Genomic DNA, 21,922 nt, shown 5'->3' on the forward strand with positions numbered 1-21,922 from the left:
TATGCGAACTAGTCGCAATAGCGGTTTCTCCGAAGGGGAAGACCGTGGCTAACAAATCTGTTTCGTTTCTCGCGCTCTCATGCGTCGGTTTCATCGCCAGCGCGCCGTTGCCGGCCCATGCGGCCACACTCGCCAACAGCGCCGACGCGCCGGAGGCTGAAGGGGACGGCGCGAGCGTCCATCACACCGATGTGGTCGTCACCGGCGAGCGCGAACGCCGCGACGCCAATCCGAAGTTCGTCGCCCCGCCGGTCGATACGCCACGCTCGATAGTCGTGCTGCCGGCCGAGACGATCCAGCAGACCGGATCAGCAACGCTGGCCGATGCGCTCCGCACCGTGCCCGGCATCACCTTCGGCGCGGCGGAGGGCGGCAACCCGATCGGCGACCGGCCGTTCATCCGCGGCTTCGACAGCCAGGGCTCGACCTATGTCGATGGCGTGCGTGATTTCGCCGCGCAAAGCCGGGAGGTGTTCGCGGTTGATTCGATCCAGATCGTGCGCGGATCGGACACCACGCTCGGCGGTCGCGGGAACGCGGGCGGCACGATCAACATCATCTCCAAGACGCCGCAGAAGGAAAGCTTCGTGGCAGCCGCGGCGAGCTATGGCACTGCCGATTACAAGCGCTTCACCGCCGACGTGAACCAGCGCGTGACCGATCAGATCGCGGTGCGCGTTGAGGGTGTGTTCCACGATCAGGATGTCGCCGGCCGCGATGCCATCTGGCAACGGCGCTGGGGTGTCGCGCCCTCGATCACGATCGGCATCGATTCCCCGACGCGCCTCACCGTCGGCTATTATCACATGGAGAGCGAGGAACTGCCCGATGCGGGCATTCCGTATCTCTACACGATCGGGAACACGCCCAACCTTGGCTATTCCTATTCGGAGCCGGCGATCGGCCGCGTCACCACCGCCTCCGGCCAGACTGGCACCGTCGGCCGCGCGACATTCTACGGGCTGAAGGACCGCGACTTCCGCGACACCAGCATCGATCAGGCGACGATCCGCGCCGAGCATGATTTCGGCGGCATCACGCTGCGCAACACATCGCGCTTCACGCACAACTCGCAGGCGTACATCTACACCCAGCCGGATGACTCGCAGGGGAATGTTTATAACAGTGGGCAGGTGTGGCGTCGCGCCAACTCGCGCTACGGTTATGCGAATTCGGTGGTCAACCAGACCGACCTTTTCGGCAAGTTCGAAACCGGCGCCCTCAAGCACAGTTTCGCGATCGGCGCAGAGCTGGCGTGGGAGAAGGCACGGCGCGGCAGCTACGTGACGCGCGGACTGGTCAACGGATCGGGCAACGAAATATTCTCGAACGGCTCGACGATATCGCCACGCTGCGACGCCACGGCGGTGGCACGATACAATTGCACGAGCCTGTTCAGCCCGAACCCGAACGATCCGTGGGTGAACTACGCCAGCGACACATCGACCACACCGGCGGCGATCTCGCGCACATTGCCGATCGCGGAGACGCAGAACGACGCCAATACGATCGGCATCTACGGCTTCGATTCGATCCAGCTTGCCGACCCGCTGATCCTCAACGTCGGCCTGCGTTACGATCGTTTCCACTCCCGTATCCGCCCCGGCCAGCCAATCGCGGCGACGCGCGTGATCGAGTTCGAGCGCACCGACGAATTGTTCAACTGGCAGGCCGGGCTGGTGCTCAAGCCCACGAGAAACACCAGCATCTACGCCAGCTATGCCACCGCCGCGACACCGCCGAACAGTCTGCTGGGGGAAGGATCGGAAGGCAATGCGCTGCCGACCACGACGGCCACGGCGAATGTCCTCGCGGCACTCAAGCCGGAAAAGACCAGATCCTATGAGGTGGGCGCCAAGGCGGACGTGCTGGACGGCCGCCTGAGCCTGGCGGTCGCCGCGTTTCAGACGGACACGGACAATGCCCGCGTCACGGGCGACAACAACACCGTACAGTTCATCGGCAAACGACGCATTCGCGGCATCGAGCTGAGCGTCAATGGCACCATCCTGCCGGGCTGGACGATCTTCGGCGGCTACACTCATCTTGACCCGAAGATCATCGATGGCGGTTTCTCCGCGCTTACCGCGGCGGCCGTGGGCCCCCAGGCGGCCCGGACGGTGCTCGTGCCGTCCGTCAACAACGGGCGACAGGCACCGCAAACCGCGCGCGACAGCGTGTCGCTCTGGACCAATGTGACGCTGTTCGAGCGGCTCCAGATCGGCGGCGGCGCCTTCTATGTCAGCCGCGTCTTCGGCGGCTACGCCGATAACCGGATCGCCACGCAGGACGCGGCCGGCAATGTAACGATCACCCCGGCCACCAAGGTGATCGCGCGTACCATCCCCGCCTACACGCGGTTCGACGCGCGACTGGGATATGACATAACCGACAAGGTGAATCTCAGCGTCAACGTGCAGAATCTGACCGACAAGACCTATTTCACCCAGGCGTTTGCCTCGCATTATGCGACGATAGCGCCCGGGCGGTCGGCGTTCGCCACTCTATCGGTGCGTTACTGACCGGGTGGCCGAAGCACCCGATCTGACGCGCGAGCAAACAGCCGCCCGCCTTTCCGGCCCCCCGGAACAGCGGGCGGCGTTCCTGCGCGAAATCGCCGACGCCGGCATCGCGGAAGCGCAGGCGCTGCTGGGCCAGTTGCTGCTCGACGGCAACGGCGTTGCGCAGGACGCGTCGGCCGCATTCGGGTGGTTCGAGCGCGCCGCGCGGCAGCATCACGCGATGGCGCTCAACATGGTAGGCCGCTGTTACGATCTTGGCTGGGGCGTGGCGGTGGACAAGACCCGGGCGGCGGAATGCTTCCGCGTCGCCGCCGCCCGGGGATTGCCCGAGGCGCAGTATAATTACGGGACGGCGCTGGCGCTGGGCGATGGCGTGCCGGAGGACAAGGCTGCGGCGCTGGCCCTGTTCGAGCGCGCGGCCGCGACGGGTTACGCCAAGGCGATCAACCATGTCGGCAGCTTTGCCGAGGATGGCTGGGCCGGACCGCGCGACATGGGCAAGGCGGCGGATTGCTACGCGCGGGCGGCAGAAGGCGGCGATTTCCGCGGCTGCTTCAACCACGCTCGGATGCTGGGCAACGCCGGTCGCGTGGGCGACGCGCTGCTTTGGCTCAAACGGGCGGGTGAACTCGGCAATGCGCGCTTTGTCAGCCAGGCGCTGGCGTGGCTTGCCGATAGTGAGATACCCGGTTTCGCCGACCGCGGTATCGCGGCGCTGAAAGAAGGTGCAGGATGCTGATCGCGATCCCCGACGTGCTCGATCCAGCGGCGGTGACGCGGCTGCGCGCGCTGATCGATGCGGCCGAATGGAGCGATGGCAACGCCACCTCCGGCCCGCAATCTGCGCTGGCCAAACGCAACCGGCAGTTGCCGGAGGACAGTGCCGCAGCACGCGAGGCGGGCAGTCTGGTGCTTGATGCGCTCGGCAATTCGCCGTTGTTCGTCGCGGCCGCGCTGCCGCTCAGGGTGTTTCCGCCGCTGTTCAACCGCTACGAAGGCGGGGACGCATTCGGCCTGCATGTCGACAATGCGATACGCATCCGGCGCGGCAGCGATTTTCGCATCCGCAGCGACCTTTCCGCCACGTTGTTTCTTTCCGACGCGGACAGTTATGATGGCGGCGAGCTGGTAATCGATGGACAGTTCGGCGAACAGCGCGTGAAATTGCCCGCGGGGCATATGGTGCTTTATCCCGCATCCAGTCTGCACCGCGTAACGCCAGTGACGCGTGGCGTGCGCGTCGCATCATTCTTCTGGATCCAGTCAATGGTTCGCGACGAAGGTGCCAGACGGATCCTGTTCGAGCTGGATCAATCCGTTCAGACGTTGGGGCACGAGCGCGGGCAAGCAGATGCCGAAGTGATCCGCCTCACCGGGGTTTACCACAATCTTCTGCGTCGGTTGGCGGAGATGTAGGCCGCGCCGCGCGCGACAGACCTACGCCTGCTGGATATAGTCGCGCATCGCCGCCGCATCGGCCTCGATCTTCTCGATCCGGTGTTTCACCAGATCGCCGATCGAAACGATGCCGATGACACGGCCATCCTCGATCACCGGCAGATGGCGGATCCGCCGCCGCGTCATTAGCGAGAGCGCGGCGAGCACCGGCTCGGACGGGGTGACGGTGAGCGCCGGAGCTGTCATGGTTTCCGCGACGGGCCGATGAAGCGTCGCGGTGTCGCCAGCGCTCAGCCCGTGGATCACGTCTCGCTCGGAAAACACGCCGACCACCTTGCCACCATCGATCACCGGCACGGCGCCGATACGATGCTTAGCAAGCAGGGCGATCGCCTCCGCCACCGTTTGCGTGGGGCTGACATGGACCACATCCCGCCCCTTGTTGCCCAGGATCGCCGCGATCGTCATCGTCCCTCTCCGTTTCTGATTGGGGTAGCAGCGTCTCACTTTTCCCGGCTAATGGCAAAGGATGAACGACCATCACAGCGGCCTTTCCGATCCCGAATATGCGCGCTTCGCCTGGCGGCGCTTCCGGCGGATTCTGGGATGGGTCGGCGTGGTTGGGGTGGCCAGCGCACTCATGTCAGTGTGGGCGCTGGGCCGGATCTACGGCCCGCTCGGCTGGGTGGCGACGCTCGCGACGATCGGCGGCGTGGTCGGCACCGTCCTGATGGCGGGGGCGTTGATGGGGCTGACCTTCCTCAGCTCCGGGACCGGCCACGACGAGTCGATCGATGACCATCATCCGCACAGCGACTGAATTTCGCGGAAACCGGCTCGAAAAGAAAAAGCCGGCGTCTCCCTGGGAGCGCCGGCTGATCCTTTACCTGCAGTCTTGGTTCAGCCTGCGTTCGCTTCCACATCCGCGGTGCGCCGACGACGGGCACGCGGCTTTGGCGCCTCCACCGGCTCGCCCTCGCTGGCGATAACACCCTCGGCCGGGGCGACGCCGAGCGACGGCGGCAAACGATCGGCCTCGATCGCCTGCGCACCTTCGCTTTCGCTCGTCACGCGGCGCGGGCGGCCACGGCGGGGGCGTGGAGCCTCGACCTCGGCATCACCACGCTGCTCGGCGACAACGGGAGCCGGCTCGGTTCCCTCGGGCGCGCTTTCCGCGTCAGCGCGCAGCGCTTCCTCGTTACGGTTAAAGCCACGATCGCGGCCATTGCGCTCGTCGCGGCGACCCTCGCCACGGCGGCTGTCCTCCCGACGCGCATCATCGCGGCGCCCTTCCTCGGCGCGCTGCTGCTGATGGTGCTGCTGCTGCTGTTGCTGCTCGTCGCCGCGGAAATCGCCCTCGTCCCCGAAATCCTCGTCGATATCGAAATCCTCGCGCCCGCGACGATCGCGGTTCTGCTCCTCGAAACGACCGCGCTGATCCGCCAGAACGCGAAAATAGTGATCGGCGAACTGAAGATAATATTCGGTGTTGACGCGATCGCCAGAGAGCTGCGCGTCACGCGCCATGTTCTTGTATTTCTCTAGAAGCTGCGCTGCATTGCCACGCGCGCGGCTGTCGATCCGGTTGCCGCCGTCCCGCTGACCATGCCCGCCGCCACCGGGCGTACGCTGCCCGCCACCGCGACCCCGCCGGCGACCATTCTGACGATTGTTGATCAAATTACTGTCCTCGTCCTCGAACCCAAACCGGACCCATTTCCGAACGCACCCATCCCGGACTTCACGGTGCAACCTCCCCCGGCCCATGCCGGCGCGAACAAATCGCGGGCCTGGGCCTGCCACGGGCCACCGGACTGCAGCGGCTTATGACGAGGGATGGGCAACTTCCCCAATTTCAACTACTTGAGTTGATCTGGTGCGCCCCTGCTGGCCTCTTAGCCGTTCGCGGGGCTTTCTCAAAGCAAAATGTTGGTTGCGCATTCGCCGGTTTCAAGGCGTGATGACAAGGCAACGGTCGTGACCGGCCAGATCGCGGCGCAGCGCGACCCGCAACCCGGCGTCGCGGAATAGCGGCGCGGCGCTTTCGGCCTGGTCATGCCCGATCTCGATACAGGCGACGCCGCCGGTCGCGATCTGGCCTGCGAGGTACGGCGCGATGAGGCGATAATCGTCGAGACCGTCCTCACCAGCAAACAGTGCGGACGCCGGCTCGAAGGCCGCGACCTCGCGTGGCAGCGGCGTATCCGTGGCGATATAGGGCGGGTTGCACAGGATCAGGTCAAACGGCTCGCCCGTCCCGTTCCATCCGCCCTCCGCAATGCACGCGCGGCCCGGCGCGACACGGGCGGCATTCGCGCGGGCGATGGCGAGCGCAGCGGGTGACGCATCCAGCCCGATGCCGCTGGCGTCCGGCCACTGATCGAGCGCGGCGAGCAGCAGCGCGCCGGAGCCGGTGCCGAGATCGAGCACCCGTCGCGGCCCGGGGGTGCCGGCGAAATGCGCCACCGCCGCCTCGATCAGCGTCTCGCTGTCGGCACGCGGGATGAGCACGCCCGGCGCGACGTCAAGCTCGATCGTCCAGAACGCGCGCGTTCGGGTGATATAGGCGATCGGCTCGTGCCGTGCGCGCCGTTCCACTAGGTCGGCAAAGGCTGGCGGGACGGGCCAGTCGGCCAGCGTCAGCAGCAGCCGTTCGCGCGTGATCCCCAGCGCATGGGCAAGCAGCAGCTCGGCATCAAGACGCGCGGTGGCGGAGAAGGCGAAGCGTGCGGCCGCCACCGCGAGCGCGCCGCTGGCCGGCGAGCGTGACACCTCAGGCAGCGTCGAGCGTCGCCAGCCGCTCCGCCTCATCTTCCGCGATCAGTGCGCCGACCAGCTCACCCATCTCGCCCGCTAGGATTTCGGGCAGGCGATGCAGCGTCAGGTTGATGCGATGATCGGTCACACGGCCCTGCGGGAAATTATAGGTGCGGATACGCTCGGAGCGATCGCCGGACCCGACCATCGATTTGCGCGCGCCCGCCCGCTCGGCATGAAGCCGTTCGCGTTCAAGCTCATACAATCGCGTGCGCAACACCTTGAGCGCCTTGGCCTTGTTCTTGTGCTGCGATTTCTCGTCCTGCTGGATTACCGTCAGCCCGGTGGGAATATGGACGATGCGCACCGCCGAATCGGTCGTGTTGACCGACTGGCCGCCGGGGCCCGACGAGCGATAGATATCGATGCGCAGATCCTTGTCGTCGATCTGCACGTCCACCTCTTCCGCCTCGGGCAGCACCGCGACGGTGGCGGCCGAGGTGTGGATGCGGCCGCCGCTTTCGGTGACGGGCACGCGCTGAACGCGGTGGACGCCGCTTTCGAATTTGAGCTTGGCGAACACGCCCTGCCCCGTGACGGAAGCGACGACTTCCTTGAACCCGCCGACCTCGCTTTCTGACGCAGAGATCAGCTCGACCCGCCAGCCCTGCGTCTCCGCATAGCGCTGGTACATGCGGAACAGATCGCCCGCGAACAGCGCCGCCTCATCACCGCCGGTGCCGGCGCGCACCTCCAGCATCGCGGAACGCTCGTCGGCGGCGTCGCGCGGGAGGAGCGCGAGCGCGAGCCTGCGGTCCGCCTGTTCGAGCGCCGCCTTGTTCTCTCGCAGTTCGTCCTCGGCCATCGAGCGCAGCTCGGCATCGGCGTCCTCGGTCATGAACGAGAGGCTTTCCGCCTCCTGCCGCAGCCGCCGCACCTCCGCCGCCGCAACCGCGACCGGCTCAAGCTCGGCATATTCCTTCGATACCGCGACGAAGCGTTCGCCGGAAAGATCGCCGGTCGCCATCATCGCCGCGAGTTCATCCCGCCGCGCCTCGATCTGCCGGATGCGTTCGAGCGAGATGGTGGTCATGCGTTCGCAAGCTCACCCAGGCGATGTATAAGTGGATCGATTATTGATCGCACCTTGTTCGCATCGACCGCATCGGGCTGCAAAATGCGTTGCCCGACATGCTCGCGCTGAAGGGAAACGACGTAAGAGGGGTTGGCTTTGAGCGCCTTGTCGTAGCGCTTCTTCGGGCTGCCTGAGGCAAACATTTCGGAAGATATTCCGGCCGCGCGAAGCGCCGCGACAAATGCGAACGATGCCGTTTCCAATTCCCTTGCTTCGGCGACGATTGCGACCGCGAGCGGCTCCGCCGCCGGCTCCTCGATCAGCATCGCCAGCCGCTCGACGCCCGCCGCCCAGCCGACACCCGCCGTCGCCGGGCCGCCGAGGCTCTCCACCAGCCCGTCATAGCGCCCGCCGGCCAGCACCGTGCCCTGCGCGCCGAGCCGGTCGGTGACGAACTCGAACGCGGTGTGACGGTAATAATCCAGTCCGCGCACCAGTCGCTCGTTGCGCGTCCACTTCACGCCGGCCGCGTCCAGCCCGCTGGTCACACTTTCGAAGAACACGCCCGCCTCGGCGGTCATGAACTCGTCGATCCCCGGCGCGGCCTCGGCGATTGCGCGGTCGCGCGGATCCTTGCTGTCGAGGATGCGGAGCGGGTTCTTGTCGAGCCGCGTCAGGCTGTCCTCGCTCAAATCGCCGCGATGAAGCCCGAAATGCGCGACCAGCGCATCGCGCCACGCATCGCGGGTCGCCGCGTCGCCGAGCGTGTTGAGCTGGAGCGTCACGCCGTCGGCGATGCCGAGGTCGCGGAGCAGCTGGTCGGCGAGGCACAGCAATTCCACGTCCGCCGCCGGCTCCGGCGCGCCGAGAATCTCCGCGTCGATCTGGTGGAACTGGCGGTAGCGCCCCTTTTGCGGGCGCTCGTAGCGGAACACCGCGCCGGAGGTGGCAAGCTTGAGCGGCGCGAACTGTTGCCACCCCTCGGTGATATAGGCGCGTGCGATCCCGGCGGTGAACTCCGGCCGCAGCGTCAGCGAATCGCCGCCCTTGTCGGGAAAGGTGTACATCTCCTTGGAGACGACGTCGGTGGTCTCGCCGATCGAGCGGGCGAAAACCTGCGTGTCCTCGAACACCGGCAGGTCGACGCGACCGAAGCAATAGAGCCTGCGGACGCGATCGAACTTGTCGAGCACATGGGCGAAGCGGCGCTGTTCGGCGCCGAAAATGTCCTGCGTGCCGCGGACGCGATTTGGGGTCTGGATACGGGCCATGATGAAGCGCGGCTATCTATGCGAGGATGCGCGCCGACGCTAGGGTTTGCCGCGCCGGGAGAGAGACGGGAGAGCAGATGACGCAAAGCGTTCAACGCTGGCAGGTGGGGCGGCACGTCGCGCCGCTGCGTTTTATAGCCTTCATGGCGATCATGGCGGCGGTGGGTGTCGGTTCCGGCATGGTCTGGGGCTTCGCCTGGGGACGGGCGCTGATGATCGGCTTCGATGCAGGCGCGGCGTTCTTCCTGGTCTCGCTGTGGCCGCTGCTGGGGGACGAGACGAGCGACGTGCGGGCGCGAGCCAAAGCGAACGACGCCAATCGCGCCGGGCTGCTCGCCATCACCGGGCTGGTGATGATCGTGATTCTGGTCGTGGTGGCCAACGAGCTGCGGGGGCCGCCGTCGGGACGCTCGATCGTGCTGCTCGTGGCCACGCTGGCGCTTGCGTGGCTGTTCTCCAACGTCGTCTATGCGCTGCATTACGCGCACCTTTATTATAGCGACAACGCCGGCAAGGATTCGGGCGGGCTCGATTTCCCCGAATGCGACGAGCCGAATTACTGGGATTTCATCTATTTCAGCTTCACGCTGGGGATGACGTTCCAAACCTCTGACGTGGACATGACAACGCGGCGGATGCGGCGCGTGTCGATCGGCCAGTGCCTGGCGGCGTTCGTGTTCAACATCGGGGTGCTGGCGTTCACCATCAACGTGCTGGGCAGCAGCGGCGGGCATTGAGCGGCTGGACGGGAACGTGCGCAGGCAGTTAGCGTGACCGTTCGTGTATGTGTTGTTGTGAAAGTTTGCTTGATGCTTCGTGCCATTGCCGCCGTGCTTCTGTTGTCCACCGCCCCGATCGCTGCGACCGCCCAGGTTCCCGCAGGTAACTCCGCGCCGCAGCCAACGCCGTTTACCGACACGATTCCTCAACCACGCGATGAGGCCTATCCGGGCACGATGGTGATCAATGTCGACGCGACCGATACGGTGCGCGGCATCCTGCGCGTGAAGCAGGCGATCCCCGTCGCGAGCGCGGGCCATATGGCGTTGCTCTATCCCAAGTGGCTGCCAGGTGCGCATTCTCCGCGCGGGGAGATCGAGAAGCTCGCCGGCCTCGTCATCCGCGCCAACGGCAAGCAGGTGCCGTGGACGCGCGATCCGGTCGATGTGTTCGCGTTCCACATCGACGTGCCGGCTGGCGCGAAGCAGCTCGATGTGGAATTTCAGTTCCTTTCCGCCACGCGCGCCGATCAGGGGCGCATCGTTGTGACCCCGACGATGATTAGCCTGCAACCAAATCAGGTGAGCCTCTACCCGGCGGGGTATTTCACGCGGCGCATCCCCGTGCGGATGAACGTTGCCTGGCCGGCGGGCTGGACGGCGGCGGGCGCGCTGCGCGGCAAGGCGACAGGCATCGCCAACACCTGGGCCTATCAGCAGACCAATTACGAAATCCTCGTCGATTCGCCGATGCTCGCCGGTCGCTATGGCCGCGTGATCCCGCTCAGCGATCGTGTGTCATTAAACGTTTTCGCCGACGATCCGGCGGAACTGGTGGCGACACCGGCACAGATTGACGCCCACAAAAGGCTGGTCGATCAGGCGGTGAAGACCTTCGGCGCGCAGCACTACGACCATTATGATTTTCTGCTTTCGATCACCGACAGGCTCGGCGGGATCGGGCTGGAGCATCATCGCAGCTCCGAAAACGGCGTGACCCCCGGCTATTTCACGAAGTGGGAGGAGGGACCGGGCCGTCGCAATCTGCTGCCACACGAGTTCACGCATAGCTGGAACGGCAAGTTCCGGCGTGGCGCCGATCTGTGGACCCCCGATTTCCGCGCGCCGATGCGCGGTTCGCTGCTGTGGGTGTACGAGGGGCAGACGCAATTCTGGGGTTTCGTGCTCCAGGCGCGGTCGGGCCTGGTTTCGAAGCAGGATACGCTCGATCAGTATGCCGCGATCATGGCGAATTACGATTCGCAGCCCGCGCGGCACTGGCGCGATCTGGTCGACACCACCAACGATCCCGTCATCGCCCAGCGCAAGCCCAAGGGCTGGACGAGCTGGCAGCGCAGCGAGGACTATTACAACGAGGGCCTGCTCGTCTGGATGGATGTCGATTCGCTGCTGCGCGAGAAATCGGGCGGCAGGAAATCGATCGACGATTTCGCGCGCGCCTTTTTCGGGGTGCGCGACGGCGACTGGGGCGAGCTTACCTATACGATCGACGATGTGGCGCAGACGCTCAATGCGATCCAGCCGTGGGACTGGAAAGCCTATCTGAACAAGCGGCTAACCGAGCACGCCGCCGGCGCGCCGATCGAGGGGTTCGAGCGCAATGGCTATCGCCTGATCTACACCGATACCGCGCCGCCATCGTTCCGCAACGGCGAGAAGACCCGCAAGATTACCGATCTCACCTATTCGGGCGGGATGATAATCGGCGAGGGTGGCGTAGTGAGCGGCGTTACGTGGGACAGCCCCGCATTCGCCGCCGGGCTGAAGGTCGGCACCACGATCACCGCGATCAACGGCGAGAGCTATTCAGCCGAACGGTTGAAGGCCGCGATCGCGGCGGCGAAGGATACGAAAGCCCCGGTGGCGCTGCTCATCAGAAATGCCGAAGAATATCGCACGGTATCGCTCGACTGGCACGGCGGGCTGCGCTACCCGCGCCTCCAAAAGATCGGCACCGGAGAGAATGGCCTCGACAGGCTGCTGGCGCCGCGCTGACGCGCGGATACCGGCGTCTCTCCGTTCGAGCGAAGTGAAGGATACCATGCGCATCGACCTTATCCCCGTGGGCAAGAACCCACCCGAGGAACTCAACGTCGTCATCGAGGTGCCCACCGGCGGTGAGCCCGTGAAATACGAGTTTGACAAGGAATCCGGCGCGCTGTTCGTCGATCGGATCCTGCACACACCGATGCGCTATCCGGCGAACTACGGCTTCGTGCCACATACGCTGTCGCCCGATGGCGATCCGCTCGACGCACTCGTCATCGCACGCTCGCCATTCATTCCCGGTTGCGTCGTGCGCGTGCGCCCGATCGGCGTGCTCAATCTCGAGGACGAGCATGGCGGTGACGAGAAGCTGATCTGCGTGCCGGTCGACACGACCTTCCCTTATTATTCCGACGTCGGCGAGCGTCAGGATCTGCCCTCGATCGTGCTGCAGCAGATCGAGCATTTCTTCACCCACTATAAAGATCTCGAATCCGAAAAGTGGGTGCGCGTCGGCAATTGGGGCGATGCCGCCGAGGCACGGCAGATCGTGGTCGAGGCGATCGAGCGCGCCAAGCAGGCCAAGGCGGCCTGACCGCATTTCTTTAGAAGCGGGGATCGCGCCGCCCGTTCCGCACCGGGGCGGGCGGCGTTTCCCTAGTTGCGCATGCGTGGCGCGCGCCGCCCGGCCGCGATTGCGGGGGCGGCCCATTTCTGCATCGCTTCGGCGTCATCGTAAACTTCGTCGGGGGCGCGGCGATAGTTGATCATCGCGATGGTGCCATCCCGTTCATAGGCGAAGCGCGCGCAGCCGGCGCCATCCCAGAAGGCGTCGCTTGCGGCATCAGCCTTGAACCATAGCGCGTCGTCGCGGTCGACAATCGCGAACACGGCGCCATCCAGATAGAGCGTCACGCCGCCCATCATCCGCCGGCGAGAAAGCGTGCCAAGTGGCTCCAGCGCCTCGGCTATCCAGGTGATCAGGCCGGTATCGATCGTCACGCTGTCGCCTTAAGCCCGGCGATACAGGCGACCACCCCGAAGATCAGCAGACCCCGGATCGCCGTCAGCGGCTCACCGTAGAGCGTTACGCCCACCACCACCGTGCCGAGCGCGCCGATCCCGGTCCACACGGCGTAGGCGGTGCCCATCGGGATCGAGCGCGCGGCAAGTTCCAGCAGACCCATAGAAAGCGTGACGGAGGCCAGAAAAGCGAGCGTCCATGGCAGATTGCGGAAGCCATCGGCATTGCGCAGGCAGGTGGTGAAGCCGACTTCAAAAAGCCCTCCCAAAATCAGCCATGCCCACGCCATCACGCCCGTCCCGCCAGGCGGACGAGTGCGTCACCGGTGACGCGCTGGACGGTCCATTCCTCCATGCCGGTCGCACCCATCGAGCGATAGAAATCGATCGCCGGCGTGTTCCAGTCGAGCACCGACCATTCGAACCGCGCGCAGCCGCGATCGAGCGCCAGGCCCGCGAGGTGAACGAGCAACGCCCTGCCCGCGCCGGATCCGCGCGCGGCCGGCGTAACATAGAGATCCTCGAGGTAGATTCCGCGCTTGCCCGTCCAGGTGGAGAAATTGTGGAAGAACAGGGCAAAACCGATCGGCTCGCCTCGCTGCTCCGCGATCAGCGCCTCGGCCGCGGGGGGCGTGGCAAAAAGCGCGGCGGCGAGCATCTCCTCGCTCGCCTCGACGGCGTCCGGCTCGCGCTCATATTCCGCCAGTTCGCGTACGAAGCGCAGGATGATGCCGCAATCTGTCGGCGTGGCGGGGCGAATGACAATGCTCATGCCGCACCCTCTATCGCAGCCTGTGCGATATCGCGACGGCGCGCGCCATAAAGACAGGCGGCGACGATGATCGCCGCGCCGGCGAGCGTGTGGAGCGAAAGCTGCTCCCCGAACACGATATAGCCGAGCGTCGCGGCATAGAGGAAAGACGTATATTCGGAGGTCGCGAGATAGCCCGCCTCGCCATGCGCATAGGCCCAGCCCAGCAGGAACAGCGAGCTGGTCGCCAGCAACCCGCCGACGGCGATCTTCCACCATTGCCCCGCCTCCGGCACCGCGAGCAGCCAAGGCGCGCCAAGCGCGAGGAACAGCGTGACGAGCGCGGATTGGAAAAAGGCGATCTCGGATGGTCCGGCCGCCTGGCTCTGCACCCGGGCGACCACCAGATTTACCGCGTAGAGCAGCGCCGAGGCCAGCACCGCGATCGTCCCTTCCATCCCCTGCCGGCCCAGCGCGAGGCTCGATTGCCCCGCGAGCACCACAAGCACCCCTGCGAATGCCGCAACGGAAGCGGCGATCACCCGCCGCCCGACCCGCTCCTGCAGGAACAGGGCGCCGAACAGCAGCGCCAGCAACGGCGCAATATATGCCAGCGTGATCGCCTGCGCCATCGGAATGCGCGCGAGGCCCCAGAAGAACAGCAGCGCCATCGCCGCCGTTATCGCCCCACGCACCATATGCAGACGCATCCCGCGCCGGCTGGGTCGCGGGGCGCCCCCCGCAATCCAGCCCGCCAGCCCGAACGCGGTGGACGCACCTGTGCGCCAGATCAGCGCGTTATAAACGCCGAGCGCAAGCGTCAGCGATTTCATGAACGCGTCCATGATCGAGAACAGGCCGATCCCCGCCGCCGCGACGGCGAAGGCCAGCGCGGGGGAAAGCGGCCGATTCATCCATCTCGCTTAGCCGGGTGTGCGCCAGCGCGCTAATTGAGGCGCATCTCATTGTTGCTGATCGATACGCTGCCGATCTGGCGCAGATAGGATTGGCCGAGCAGCGATACCCGCAGGTCCGGCAGCACCACCGCCCGCACCGCGCCCACGGCTTTTCCGTCCAGCTCGATCCGATCGAGCGTCACCGGCTGTCCACGCACTTCGCCGCCCGCGCCATAACCAACCGGCACGAACTGCGACGGGTCGACGCTGACATGCGCACGCCGCGCATCTTCCGCCGTCAGCGCGACCGTTGTCGCGCCGGTGTCGACCACGAAGCGGACCGGTTCGTTGTTGACAGTGGCGAAGGCGTAGAAATGGCCGCTGTCGTCGCGCTGGATCACCGTTTCGCGCGGCCGCTGGTAATTGGGCGCAGCGCCGGACGAGGCGACTGCCGCGATATCCACTTTCGCCCGCGCAGTGCCGCCGGGCCGCGCGCCGGGCAGCGCGAGGCCGATCACCGTACCGGCAGCGATCATCAGGAGCATCGCGGTGCGCATCGGCATGCCCTACCGCGCCGCGCTTAGGGAATGGTTACGCCGCCGCCTTTTCGTTCGCCGCGTCGATTTCGGCCGCCTTGGCTTCGACCAGCTTGACGATGTGCTCGATCATGTCGGCATCCTGCACATGGTGATCGGTGACGCCGGACAGATACACCATGTGCTTGCCGTTGCCGCCGCCGGTGATGCCGATATCGGTCTCGCGCGCCTCGCCCGGCCCGTTGACGACGCACCCGAGCACGGAGAGCGACATCGGCGTGCGGATATGCTGGAGCCGCTCCTCCAGCGCCTGCACGGTGCGGATCACGTCGAACCCCTGCCGCGCGCAACTCGGACAACTCACCACGCGCACGCCCCGGTTGCGGATACCAAGGCTCTTCAGAATCTCGAAGCCGACGCGCACTTCTTCTTCCGGCTCAGCCGAGAGCGATACGCGGATCGTGTCGCCGATACCGTACCAAAGGAGCGAGCCGATCCCGATCGCGGATTTGACCGTGCCGCCCACGAAGCCGCCTGCCTCGGTGATGCCCAGATGCAGAGGGCAATCCACCGCCTCGGCAAGCTGCTGGTAGGCGGCGACCGCGAGAAAGATATCGGATGCCTTCACCGCAACCTTGAACTCGTGGAAGTCGCGATCCTGGAGCAGCTTGATATGATCGAGCGCGCTTTCGACCAGCGCCTCCGGGCAAGGTTCACCGTATTTTTCCAGCAGGTCTTTCTCGAGGCTGCCCGCGTTCACGCCGATACGGATCGCGCAGCCATTCGCCTTGGCGGCGTTGACCACTTCATTGACACGTTCCGCCGAGCCGATGTTGCCGGGGTTGATGCGCAGGCACGCCGCGCCGGCATCCGCCGCCTCCAGCGCGCGCTTGTAGTGAAAATGGATGTCGGCGACGATCGGCACGCGTGCGGCGCGAACGATCTGCCGGAAGGCGGCGGTGCTCTCGACATCGGGGCAGCTCACGCGGATGATATCCACCCCGGCGTCCTCGCAGCGGCGGATCTGGTCGATCGTCGCGCGCGCGTCGCTGGTCGGGGTGTTGGTCATCGTCTGAACGGTGACGGGGGCATCCCCACCGACCGGCACATTGCCGACCATGATCTGGCGGCTCTTGCGGCGGTGGATATCGCGCCAGGGGCGAACGGACATGGACAAGCTTCCTATCGGGGTTCACCGCGATATAGCGGCTTGGGACGCGGAGTGAAACGCCACGTTACCGAAAAGGAGCAGGATCGATGACGCTTTCCCTTTATGATGCGACCATTCCGTCGAACATTCAGATTCTCGCCGCGCTGGAGGGCCTGATCGTCAAGGCGGAGACGTTCTGCGCCGAACAGGGGATCGCCCCGTCCGATCTGATCGGTGCGCGGCTCGCGCCGGACATGCTGCCGTTCGGCTATCAGGTGAAGGCTGCCGTCGAACATGCGCTTGGATCAATCGAGGGCGTCCGCGCGGGGAGCTATTCGCCCAACCTGGATGCGTGGCCCACCGATTTTGCGGGGCTGCGCGCCAAGCTGCAGCAGGCGATCGCCACGTTGAAGGCGCTCGTCCCGGCCGAGATCGATGCTCTGGGCGATCGCGACACCGAATTCCGTTTCGGCGAGACGGCGATGCCGTTTACGGGCGCATCCTTCCTGCTCAGTTTTTCGCAGCCTAATTTCTATTTCCACGCTTCGATCGCCTATGCGATCCTGCGCGCCAAAGGCGTTCAGATCGGCAAGCGCGATTTCATGGGGATGCCGCGCTTCAAGCGTTGAGGCTCCGCCGGGCGGCCTGGCGCGATCGGGCGTCACGCCGCCGTATGCGATTGTTATGGCCGGGTTTGCGCCTTACAGCCGATCGGATGGCGCGACATTACGGGATGGACTGGCTGCGGATCGGCGCATTCGGGCTGCTCATCCTCTATCATATCGGCATGGTCTTCGTGCCGTGGAACTTCCACGTGAAGTCCACCAACGGCGAGGACTGGACGACGCTGCCGATGATGGCGACCAACGCGTGGCGTCTGCCGCTGCTGTTCGTCGTTTCGGGCTATGCCAGCCGCGCGTTGATCCGGCGGTCGGCCGGACTGGTGCCGTTCATCGCCAATCGCAGCTGGCGGCTGCTCGTGCCGCTCGCATTCGGCATCGCGGTGATCGTGCCGCCGCAGCCGTGGGTCGAGCTGGTGACCAAGCTGGGATACGCCCATGGCTTTCCCTATTTCTGGCTGCACGATTATTTCCGCTTCGGGAAGCTTGGCGGAATCCTGCTGCCGACATGGAACCATCTGTGGTTCATCGGCTATCTGTGGGTCTATACGCTTGCGCTCGCGCTGCTGGTGGCGCTGGTGCGCAGCGATGCGCCGCAACGCTGGTTCGACCGGGTATTCGGCGGCTGGGGCGTGATCGTGATCCCGACGGCGTGGGCGCTGGCCGTTCACGCATGGTGGTTCCCGATGGTCGGCGAGACGCACATGCTGATCGACGATACGATGGCGCATTTCATGTACGTGCCTGATTTCCTGTTCGGCTTCGGGCTGGCCCGCTCGGTCGCGGCGATGGCTGCGCTGCGGCGGCTGTGGCCGGTCGCGGCAGTGATCGCGCTGGCGGCATTCGGCACGGTGCTGGCGATCGAATATACCTGGCCGCCTTCGGTGCGGACGCCCCGCTGGGTGCTGCGTCCCTATGGCGCGGTGCATGCGTTGCAGCAATGGGGCGCGATCGCCGCACTGCTCGGTGTCGCGGATCGCTGGTGGAACCATGACACGCCCGCGCGCAGGATCCTGACGGAAGCGGTATTCCCCTTCTATATCATTCACCAGACGATCATCGTGCTCGTGATGTTCTGGCTGTTGCCGCTGCGTCTTTCCGGCCCGGCCGAATTCGCGATCCTGGTCGCCGCGACGGTAACGGGGTGCTGGGCCTTTTACCTCGGCGGCCGGGCAGTTCCGCTCATCCGCCCGCTGATCGGGCTGCGGCTCAGAGGATAGCGACATGGCCGAGCCGAAGATGCATCCGACATGGCTGGAGCCGCTGCGTGCCGAATTCGCCAGCGATTATATGGCAGCGCTGCGTGACTTTCTCCGTGCGGAGAAGGCGGCGGGCAAGCAGATCTTCCCCCATTCCGCCGACTGGTTCCGCGCGCTGGTGCTGACTGCGCTGCCCGACGTGCGGGTGGTGATCTTGGGGCAAGACCCCTATCACGGGCCGGGACAGGCCCATGGACTGTGCTTTTCCGTGCCGCCCGGGGTTCGTCCGCCGCCGAGCCTCGTCAACATCTACAAGGAGCTGGAAGCCGATTGCGGCATCGCGCGGCCGGCGCACGGATTCCTCGAAAGCTGGGCGCGGCAGGGCGTGCTGCTGCTCAACAGCGTGCTGACCGTGGTGAGCGGGCAGGCCGCCGCGCACCGCGACCGCGGCTGGGAAAAGTTCACCGACGCGATCATCCGTCTGCTCGCCGCGCGGCCGGAGCCGATCGTGTTCATGCTGTGGGGCAGCTACGCCCAGAAGAAGGCGGGGTTCGTGCGGGGCGTGGAGCAGGGCGGGCACCATCTCGTGTTGAAGGCGCCGCATCCTTCGCCGCTTTCCGCGCACAGTGGATGGTTCGGCAGCGGGCATTTCAGCAAGGCGAACGCGTTCCTTGACGGCAACGGGCGGGGAACGATCGATTGGGCCTTGCCGTCGGCCGCCGAATAGCCAGAGGCGCGCCTTCGCGGTGGCAACGCGCCGCCACCGCCCCTGCCCGTCAGACCCGCATCGGCATCAGCACATACAGCGAGGGCGATTTGTCATTCTCGCGTATCAGCGTCGGCGCGGCGGCATCGGCAAGGTGGACTTCCACGACGTCGCCATCGATCTGCCCCAGGATATCGAGCAGGTAGCGGCTGTTGAAACCGATCTCGAACGGCGCGGACACATATTCGCCCGGCACCTCCTCCGCCGCCGTGCCGTTCTCCGGGCTGGTGACGGAGAGCGTCACCTTGTCGCGATCAAGCCCGACCTTCACCGCCCGCGTCTTTTCCGTGGCGATGGTGGAGACGCGATCGACACCTTCCATGAAGCTTTTCGGGTCGATCTTGAGGATCTTGTCGTTGCCGGTCGGGATCACGCGCGAATAATCGGGAAACGTGCCGTCGATCAGCTTCGATGTGAGCACCGCCTGGCCGAGATCGAAGCGAATTTTCGTGCCGGACAGCGATACGCCGACCGATCCGTCGACCTCATCGAGCAGCTTGCGCAGCTCGGCGACGCATTTGCGCGGCACGATCACGTCGGGCATGCCCTCCGCGCCTTCCGGGCGGGGAATGGTTACGCGCGCCAGGCGGTGGCCGTCGGTCGCCGCCGCCTTCAACACCGGCTGCGCGCCCTCATCGGCGACGTGCAGGAATATGCCGTTGAGATAGTAACGCGTCTCCTCGGTGGAGATGGCGAAGCGCGTCTTGTCGATGATCTGCTTCAGCGCCTCGGCGGGCATCTCGAACTGGGTCGGCAGCTCGCCCTCGGCGATCACCGGAAAATCGTCGCGCGGCAGCGTGCCGAGCGAGAAGCGCGCCCGCCCGGCCACGATCGCCATCCGGCCGTCGGCGGCGGAAAGCGACACCTGCGCCCCCTCCGGCAGCTTGCGTGCGATATCGAACAATGTGTGCGCGGAAACCGTGGTCGCGCCCGGCTGATCCACCGCCGCCGGCACGCTTTCGTTGATCTGGAGATCGAGATCCGTTGCCATCAGCCGCAGCGCCCCCTCCGCCGTCGCCTCGATCAGGACATTGGACAGGATCGGGATGGTATTCCGGCGCTCCACCACGGATTGCACATGGCTAAGCCCCTTGAGGAGCGTCGCGCGTTCGATCGTCGCCTTCATTCTGTCATCCCCCAGCCCTGCGGCAAAGGCCGGGGCAGTTAGCGCGCCACCCTAGCCAATGAAAAAGGGCCGGAGCAAGCGCCCCGACCCTTCTTTTCGTCAGATCGCGAAGCTGCGCTCAGAAGCGCATGCCCACGCCCGCCATGATCTGATGGCGATCGAGGTTCGGATCATAATTGTCGACGCCGTCGATGTGGCCATAATGCGAGTAGCGATACTCGCCCTTGATGTAGGCGGTCGGCGTCACGTTATATTCCACGCCCGCGCCAAGACGATAGCCGCCGAGGTTCTGGCTGTCCTCGAACGTCGTCGCGGTGCCGTCGAAATAGCGCGCGTTGAAGCGGGCATTGGTGTAGCCCGCCTTGGCATAGATCATCGCACGCGGTGAGACGACGTAGCCGAGGCGACCACCGACATAGAGGTCGCGGCCCGCCTTCAGGCGCGCGGCGTCGCCGGTGTTGACGATGTCATAGGCGCGTGCCTTGGTCGTCGAACCGTCGATCTCGCCTTCGATGCCGAGGATCGTGCTGCCACCCAGGTTCGCGTCATAGCCGATCGCGCCGCCATAGGTGAGGCCATCACGCCCGCTGCCGTTGCCGTCATGGGCGTTCAGATGATCCCATCCGGCCAGCACCTCGACACGCGGACCCGAAAACGGTGCCTGACTCTGCGCCAGCGCCGGGGTGGCGAGGGCGGCGCCCATCGCGGCGGCGGCAGTGGCGATAACGAGCTTACGCATAACAAACTCCATTCGATAACCGTCCCCTGAAACTGGGGGCGCGGAGCCTATCTGGGCGTTCTCGCAGCACTTTGCATGAACCTCAGATAAACGCGGAAATCCGTTGTTTTTCGGCCACAGGGGGTTGAAATCGCGGGGTGCGGCTCCGATCGCCCACGTCAAGAATAAGTCGTTGCGCGGGCATGCCGTAGCGGTCCAAAGGTCACCTCATGACCACCTCGGCACCCGCCCGCCTCGGCCGTGATTTCATCGCACGGCATGGCGAAACCGTGTTCAACGCCGCGCGCCGGCTGCAGGGCGATGCGCCCCACACCCCGCTCACCCGCGCCGGCTTCGCGCAGGCGGAGGAAATGGGGCTGGCGCTGCGCGACCTGCTCGGGCCGCGGCCGCCGCTCACCCTGTGGGCATCGAACGCGGGCCGAGCGCTGCAGACGCTGGCGATCGTGGCGGAGCATCTCGAGCTCGACTGGCACGAGGCGAACGTCGATCCCCGATTGGCCGAGATCGGCATGGGAAGCTGGGGCGGCCGCTATTACGCCGACGTCATCGGCGAAGTCGGGCCGGTGATCGACGCGGAGGGCCTGTTGCGCCCCGCACCGGACGGCGAGGATTACCCCTCGATCGCCCGACGCGTTTCCGGATGGCTTGCCGACACCGCGCGCGATCCCGGCGACCGGCTGGTCATCATGCACGGCATCTCCAGCCGCGTGATGCGGGGGGTGATGACCGGAACGCCGGTTGGACGTTACGGTTCGCCAGTTCTGCCCGGCCATCCGCAGGGGACCGTCACTCTGATCGAAGGTGGGCGCGAATCGGTCGCGCATCTCGGCACGGGCCACGCCCCGGCATGATCGCGGCCGCGCTCCTGTTGCTGGCCGGAGCGGCCGAGGGGCGCGCAACCATCGGCGTCTATCAAAGCTGGGGCGCGTTTCGCGATGCCGCACCCGCGCGCTGCTTCGCGATCGCCGCGCCGATGCGCGCCGGCGCCGCCTCACGCTGGCGACCGTTCGCCAGCGTGGTCAGTCGTTTCGGCACGGAACGGCGCGGCGCACTGTTCGTCCGCCTGAGCGCCGCGGCCCGCCCCGGCGCGACCGTGACGCTGGCGGTGGGGGACCGCCGCTTCAATCTTTCCGCGCGCGATTCCGCCGCCTGGTCTCCCGACGCGGCCACCGATCGTGCCGTGATCGCCGCGATGCGCGGCGGACGAAGCATGAGCGTGTCGACGATAGCCGCGAGCGGTCGCCCCTTCGCCGATACCTATGGCCTGTCCGGCGCCGCCACCGCGATCGACGCCGCCGCGCTGGGCTGCGCCGGGCGCTGAATCGTTGCTTCTGGAAAAACCGCGCGACTTCGCCTATGTGCGCGGT

The 21,922-nt window shown here is 65.8% G+C and carries 25 protein-coding genes; 12 read left to right on the forward strand and 13 right to left on the reverse strand.

The window, feature by feature from the left end:
* Nucleotides 1-44: 44 nt before the first annotated feature.
* From FFS35_RS01675 to FFS35_RS01685, 3 genes are read left to right on the forward strand one after another with little or no spacing between them, the layout of a single operon-like run.
* Nucleotides 45-2,522 (forward strand): TonB-dependent receptor, encoded by a 2,478-nt coding sequence (locus tag FFS35_RS01675; protein WP_137785368.1) that lies wholly within the window; start codon nt 45-47, stop codon nt 2,520-2,522.
* A gap of 4 nt (nt 2,523-2,526) precedes the next feature.
* On the forward strand, nt 2,527-3,261 hold the full coding sequence (locus FFS35_RS01680; RefSeq protein WP_137785369.1) for a tetratricopeptide repeat protein: 735 nt from the start codon (nt 2,527-2,529) through the stop codon (nt 3,259-3,261).
* A complete protein-coding gene (locus FFS35_RS01685; RefSeq protein ID WP_137785370.1) occupies nt 3,255-3,938 on the forward strand; it encodes a Fe2+-dependent dioxygenase in 684 nt (227 codons plus the stop codon). Before FFS35_RS01680 ends, FFS35_RS01685 begins: the two co-directional genes overlap by 7 nt.
* A gap of 21 nt (nt 3,939-3,959) precedes the next feature.
* On the opposite strand, the gene FFS35_RS01690 is transcribed toward FFS35_RS01685, so the two are convergent.
* Nucleotides 3,960-4,388, reverse strand: coding sequence for a CBS domain-containing protein (locus FFS35_RS01690; protein WP_137785371.1), 429 nt, complete (start codon nt 4,386-4,388; stop codon nt 3,960-3,962).
* Between the two features lie 61 nt (nt 4,389-4,449).
* On the opposite strand from FFS35_RS01690, the gene FFS35_RS01695 reads away from it, so the two are divergent.
* On the forward strand, nt 4,450-4,740 hold the full coding sequence (locus FFS35_RS01695) for a hypothetical protein (RefSeq protein WP_137785372.1): 291 nt from the start codon (nt 4,450-4,452) through the stop codon (nt 4,738-4,740).
* Between the two features lie 80 nt (nt 4,741-4,820).
* Here the strand turns inward: FFS35_RS01695 and FFS35_RS01700 are convergent, their stop codons facing one another.
* The 4 genes from FFS35_RS01700 to hisS all read right to left on the reverse strand — a co-directional run bounded on the left by FFS35_RS01700 (nt 4,821) and on the right by hisS (nt 9,023).
* Nucleotides 4,821-5,600: a DUF4167 domain-containing protein gene (locus FFS35_RS01700; protein WP_137785373.1), complete on the reverse strand. Its 780-nt coding sequence runs from the start codon at nt 5,598-5,600 to the stop codon at nt 4,821-4,823.
* Between the two features lie 270 nt (nt 5,601-5,870).
* A complete protein-coding gene (gene prmC / locus FFS35_RS01705; RefSeq protein ID WP_137785374.1) occupies nt 5,871-6,731 on the reverse strand; it encodes a peptide chain release factor N(5)-glutamine methyltransferase in 861 nt (286 codons plus the stop codon).
* Entirely contained in the window at nt 6,694-7,770 is a 1,077-nt protein-coding gene (gene prfA / locus FFS35_RS01710; RefSeq protein WP_137785375.1) for a peptide chain release factor 1, read from the reverse strand. Before prfA ends, prmC begins: the two co-directional genes overlap by 38 nt.
* Complete coding sequence (hisS, locus tag FFS35_RS01715; protein ID WP_137785376.1) at nt 7,767-9,023, reverse strand: histidine--tRNA ligase; 1,257 nt, start codon at nt 9,021-9,023, stop codon at nt 7,767-7,769. The genes prfA and hisS overlap by 4 nt, the downstream gene beginning before the upstream one ends.
* Before the next feature lie 77 nt (nt 9,024-9,100).
* On the opposite strand from hisS, the gene FFS35_RS01720 reads away from it, so the two are divergent.
* The 3 genes from FFS35_RS01720 (at nt 9,101) to ppa (ending at nt 12,344) form a co-directional block, all read left to right on the forward strand.
* Nucleotides 9,101-9,760 carry a DUF1345 domain-containing protein gene (locus tag FFS35_RS01720; protein WP_137785377.1) on the forward strand — a complete coding sequence of 220 codons (660 nt, stop codon included), beginning with the start codon at nt 9,101-9,103 and terminating at the stop codon, nt 9,758-9,760.
* Nucleotides 9,761-9,832: 72 nt separating this feature from the next.
* Complete coding sequence (locus FFS35_RS01725) at nt 9,833-11,758, forward strand: PDZ domain-containing protein (RefSeq protein WP_137785378.1); 1,926 nt, start codon at nt 9,833-9,835, stop codon at nt 11,756-11,758.
* A gap of 46 nt (nt 11,759-11,804) precedes the next feature.
* Entirely contained in the window at nt 11,805-12,344 is a 540-nt protein-coding gene (ppa, locus tag FFS35_RS01730) for an inorganic diphosphatase (protein ID WP_137785379.1), read from the forward strand.
* Between the two features lie 62 nt (nt 12,345-12,406).
* Here ppa and FFS35_RS01735 read toward each other — a convergent pair whose 3' ends face one another.
* Genes FFS35_RS01735 through ispG form a run of 6 tightly spaced genes read right to left on the reverse strand, consistent with a single transcriptional unit; the run spans nt 12,407 to nt 16,126 of the window.
* Nucleotides 12,407-12,751, reverse strand: coding sequence for a TfoX/Sxy family protein (locus FFS35_RS01735; protein ID WP_137785380.1), 345 nt, complete (start codon nt 12,749-12,751; stop codon nt 12,407-12,409).
* Nucleotides 12,748-13,062 (reverse strand): multidrug efflux SMR transporter, encoded by a 315-nt coding sequence (locus FFS35_RS01740; RefSeq protein WP_137785561.1) that lies wholly within the window; start codon nt 13,060-13,062, stop codon nt 12,748-12,750. The genes FFS35_RS01735 and FFS35_RS01740 overlap by 4 nt, the downstream gene beginning before the upstream one ends.
* The gene (locus FFS35_RS01745; RefSeq protein ID WP_137785381.1) at nt 13,062-13,544 is read right to left on the reverse strand and encodes a GNAT family N-acetyltransferase; all 483 of its coding nucleotides are present in this window, start codon (nt 13,542-13,544) and stop codon (nt 13,062-13,064) included. The genes FFS35_RS01740 and FFS35_RS01745 overlap by 1 nt, the downstream gene beginning before the upstream one ends.
* Nucleotides 13,541-14,437 carry a DMT family transporter gene (locus tag FFS35_RS01750; protein WP_137785382.1) on the reverse strand — a complete coding sequence of 299 codons (897 nt, stop codon included), beginning with the start codon at nt 14,435-14,437 and terminating at the stop codon, nt 13,541-13,543. The genes FFS35_RS01745 and FFS35_RS01750 overlap by 4 nt, the downstream gene beginning before the upstream one ends.
* Before the next feature lie 32 nt (nt 14,438-14,469).
* The gene (locus FFS35_RS01755) at nt 14,470-14,982 is read right to left on the reverse strand and encodes a TIGR02281 family clan AA aspartic protease (protein ID WP_137785383.1); all 513 of its coding nucleotides are present in this window, start codon (nt 14,980-14,982) and stop codon (nt 14,470-14,472) included.
* Between the two features lie 28 nt (nt 14,983-15,010).
* On the reverse strand, nt 15,011-16,126 hold the full coding sequence (gene ispG / locus FFS35_RS01760; protein WP_137785384.1) for a flavodoxin-dependent (E)-4-hydroxy-3-methylbut-2-enyl-diphosphate synthase: 1,116 nt from the start codon (nt 16,124-16,126) through the stop codon (nt 15,011-15,013).
* A gap of 86 nt (nt 16,127-16,212) precedes the next feature.
* On the opposite strand from ispG, the gene FFS35_RS01765 reads away from it, so the two are divergent.
* From FFS35_RS01765 to ung, 3 genes are all read left to right on the forward strand, one after another.
* Nucleotides 16,213-16,734 (forward strand): DUF1993 domain-containing protein, encoded by a 522-nt coding sequence (locus FFS35_RS01765; protein WP_137785385.1) that lies wholly within the window; start codon nt 16,213-16,215, stop codon nt 16,732-16,734.
* An 86-nt stretch (nt 16,735-16,820) separates the two neighbouring features.
* Entirely contained in the window at nt 16,821-17,945 is a 1,125-nt protein-coding gene (locus FFS35_RS01770) for an acyltransferase family protein (RefSeq protein ID WP_137785386.1), read from the forward strand.
* Nucleotides 17,946-17,949: 4 nt separating this feature from the next.
* Nucleotides 17,950-18,651, forward strand: a complete 702-nt coding sequence (gene ung, locus FFS35_RS01775) for a uracil-DNA glycosylase (protein ID WP_137785387.1) — start codon at nt 17,950-17,952, stop codon at nt 18,649-18,651.
* 49 nt (nt 18,652-18,700) lie between these two features.
* Here the strand turns inward: ung and dnaN are convergent, their stop codons facing one another.
* Both dnaN and FFS35_RS01785 read right to left on the reverse strand, forming a co-directional pair.
* Nucleotides 18,701-19,816, reverse strand: coding sequence for a DNA polymerase III subunit beta (gene dnaN, locus FFS35_RS01780; protein WP_137785388.1), 1,116 nt, complete (start codon nt 19,814-19,816; stop codon nt 18,701-18,703).
* 118 nt (nt 19,817-19,934) lie between these two features.
* Nucleotides 19,935-20,555: a porin family protein gene (locus tag FFS35_RS01785; protein WP_137785389.1), complete on the reverse strand. Its 621-nt coding sequence runs from the start codon at nt 20,553-20,555 to the stop codon at nt 19,935-19,937.
* A 209-nt stretch (nt 20,556-20,764) separates the two neighbouring features.
* Between FFS35_RS01785 and FFS35_RS01790 the strand changes: the two genes are divergently transcribed.
* Nucleotides 20,765-21,406, forward strand: coding sequence for a histidine phosphatase family protein (locus FFS35_RS01790; RefSeq protein ID WP_137785390.1), 642 nt, complete (start codon nt 20,765-20,767; stop codon nt 21,404-21,406).
* Nucleotides 21,403-21,876: a hypothetical protein gene (locus FFS35_RS01795; protein ID WP_137785391.1), complete on the forward strand. Its 474-nt coding sequence runs from the start codon at nt 21,403-21,405 to the stop codon at nt 21,874-21,876. Before FFS35_RS01790 ends, FFS35_RS01795 begins: the two co-directional genes overlap by 4 nt.
* The last annotated feature ends 46 nt before the right edge of the window (nt 21,877-21,922 follow it).

The organism is Sphingomonas sp. 3P27F8 (assembly GCF_005502745.1).
Lineage (GTDB): Bacteria > Pseudomonadota > Alphaproteobacteria > Sphingomonadales > Sphingomonadaceae > Sphingomonas.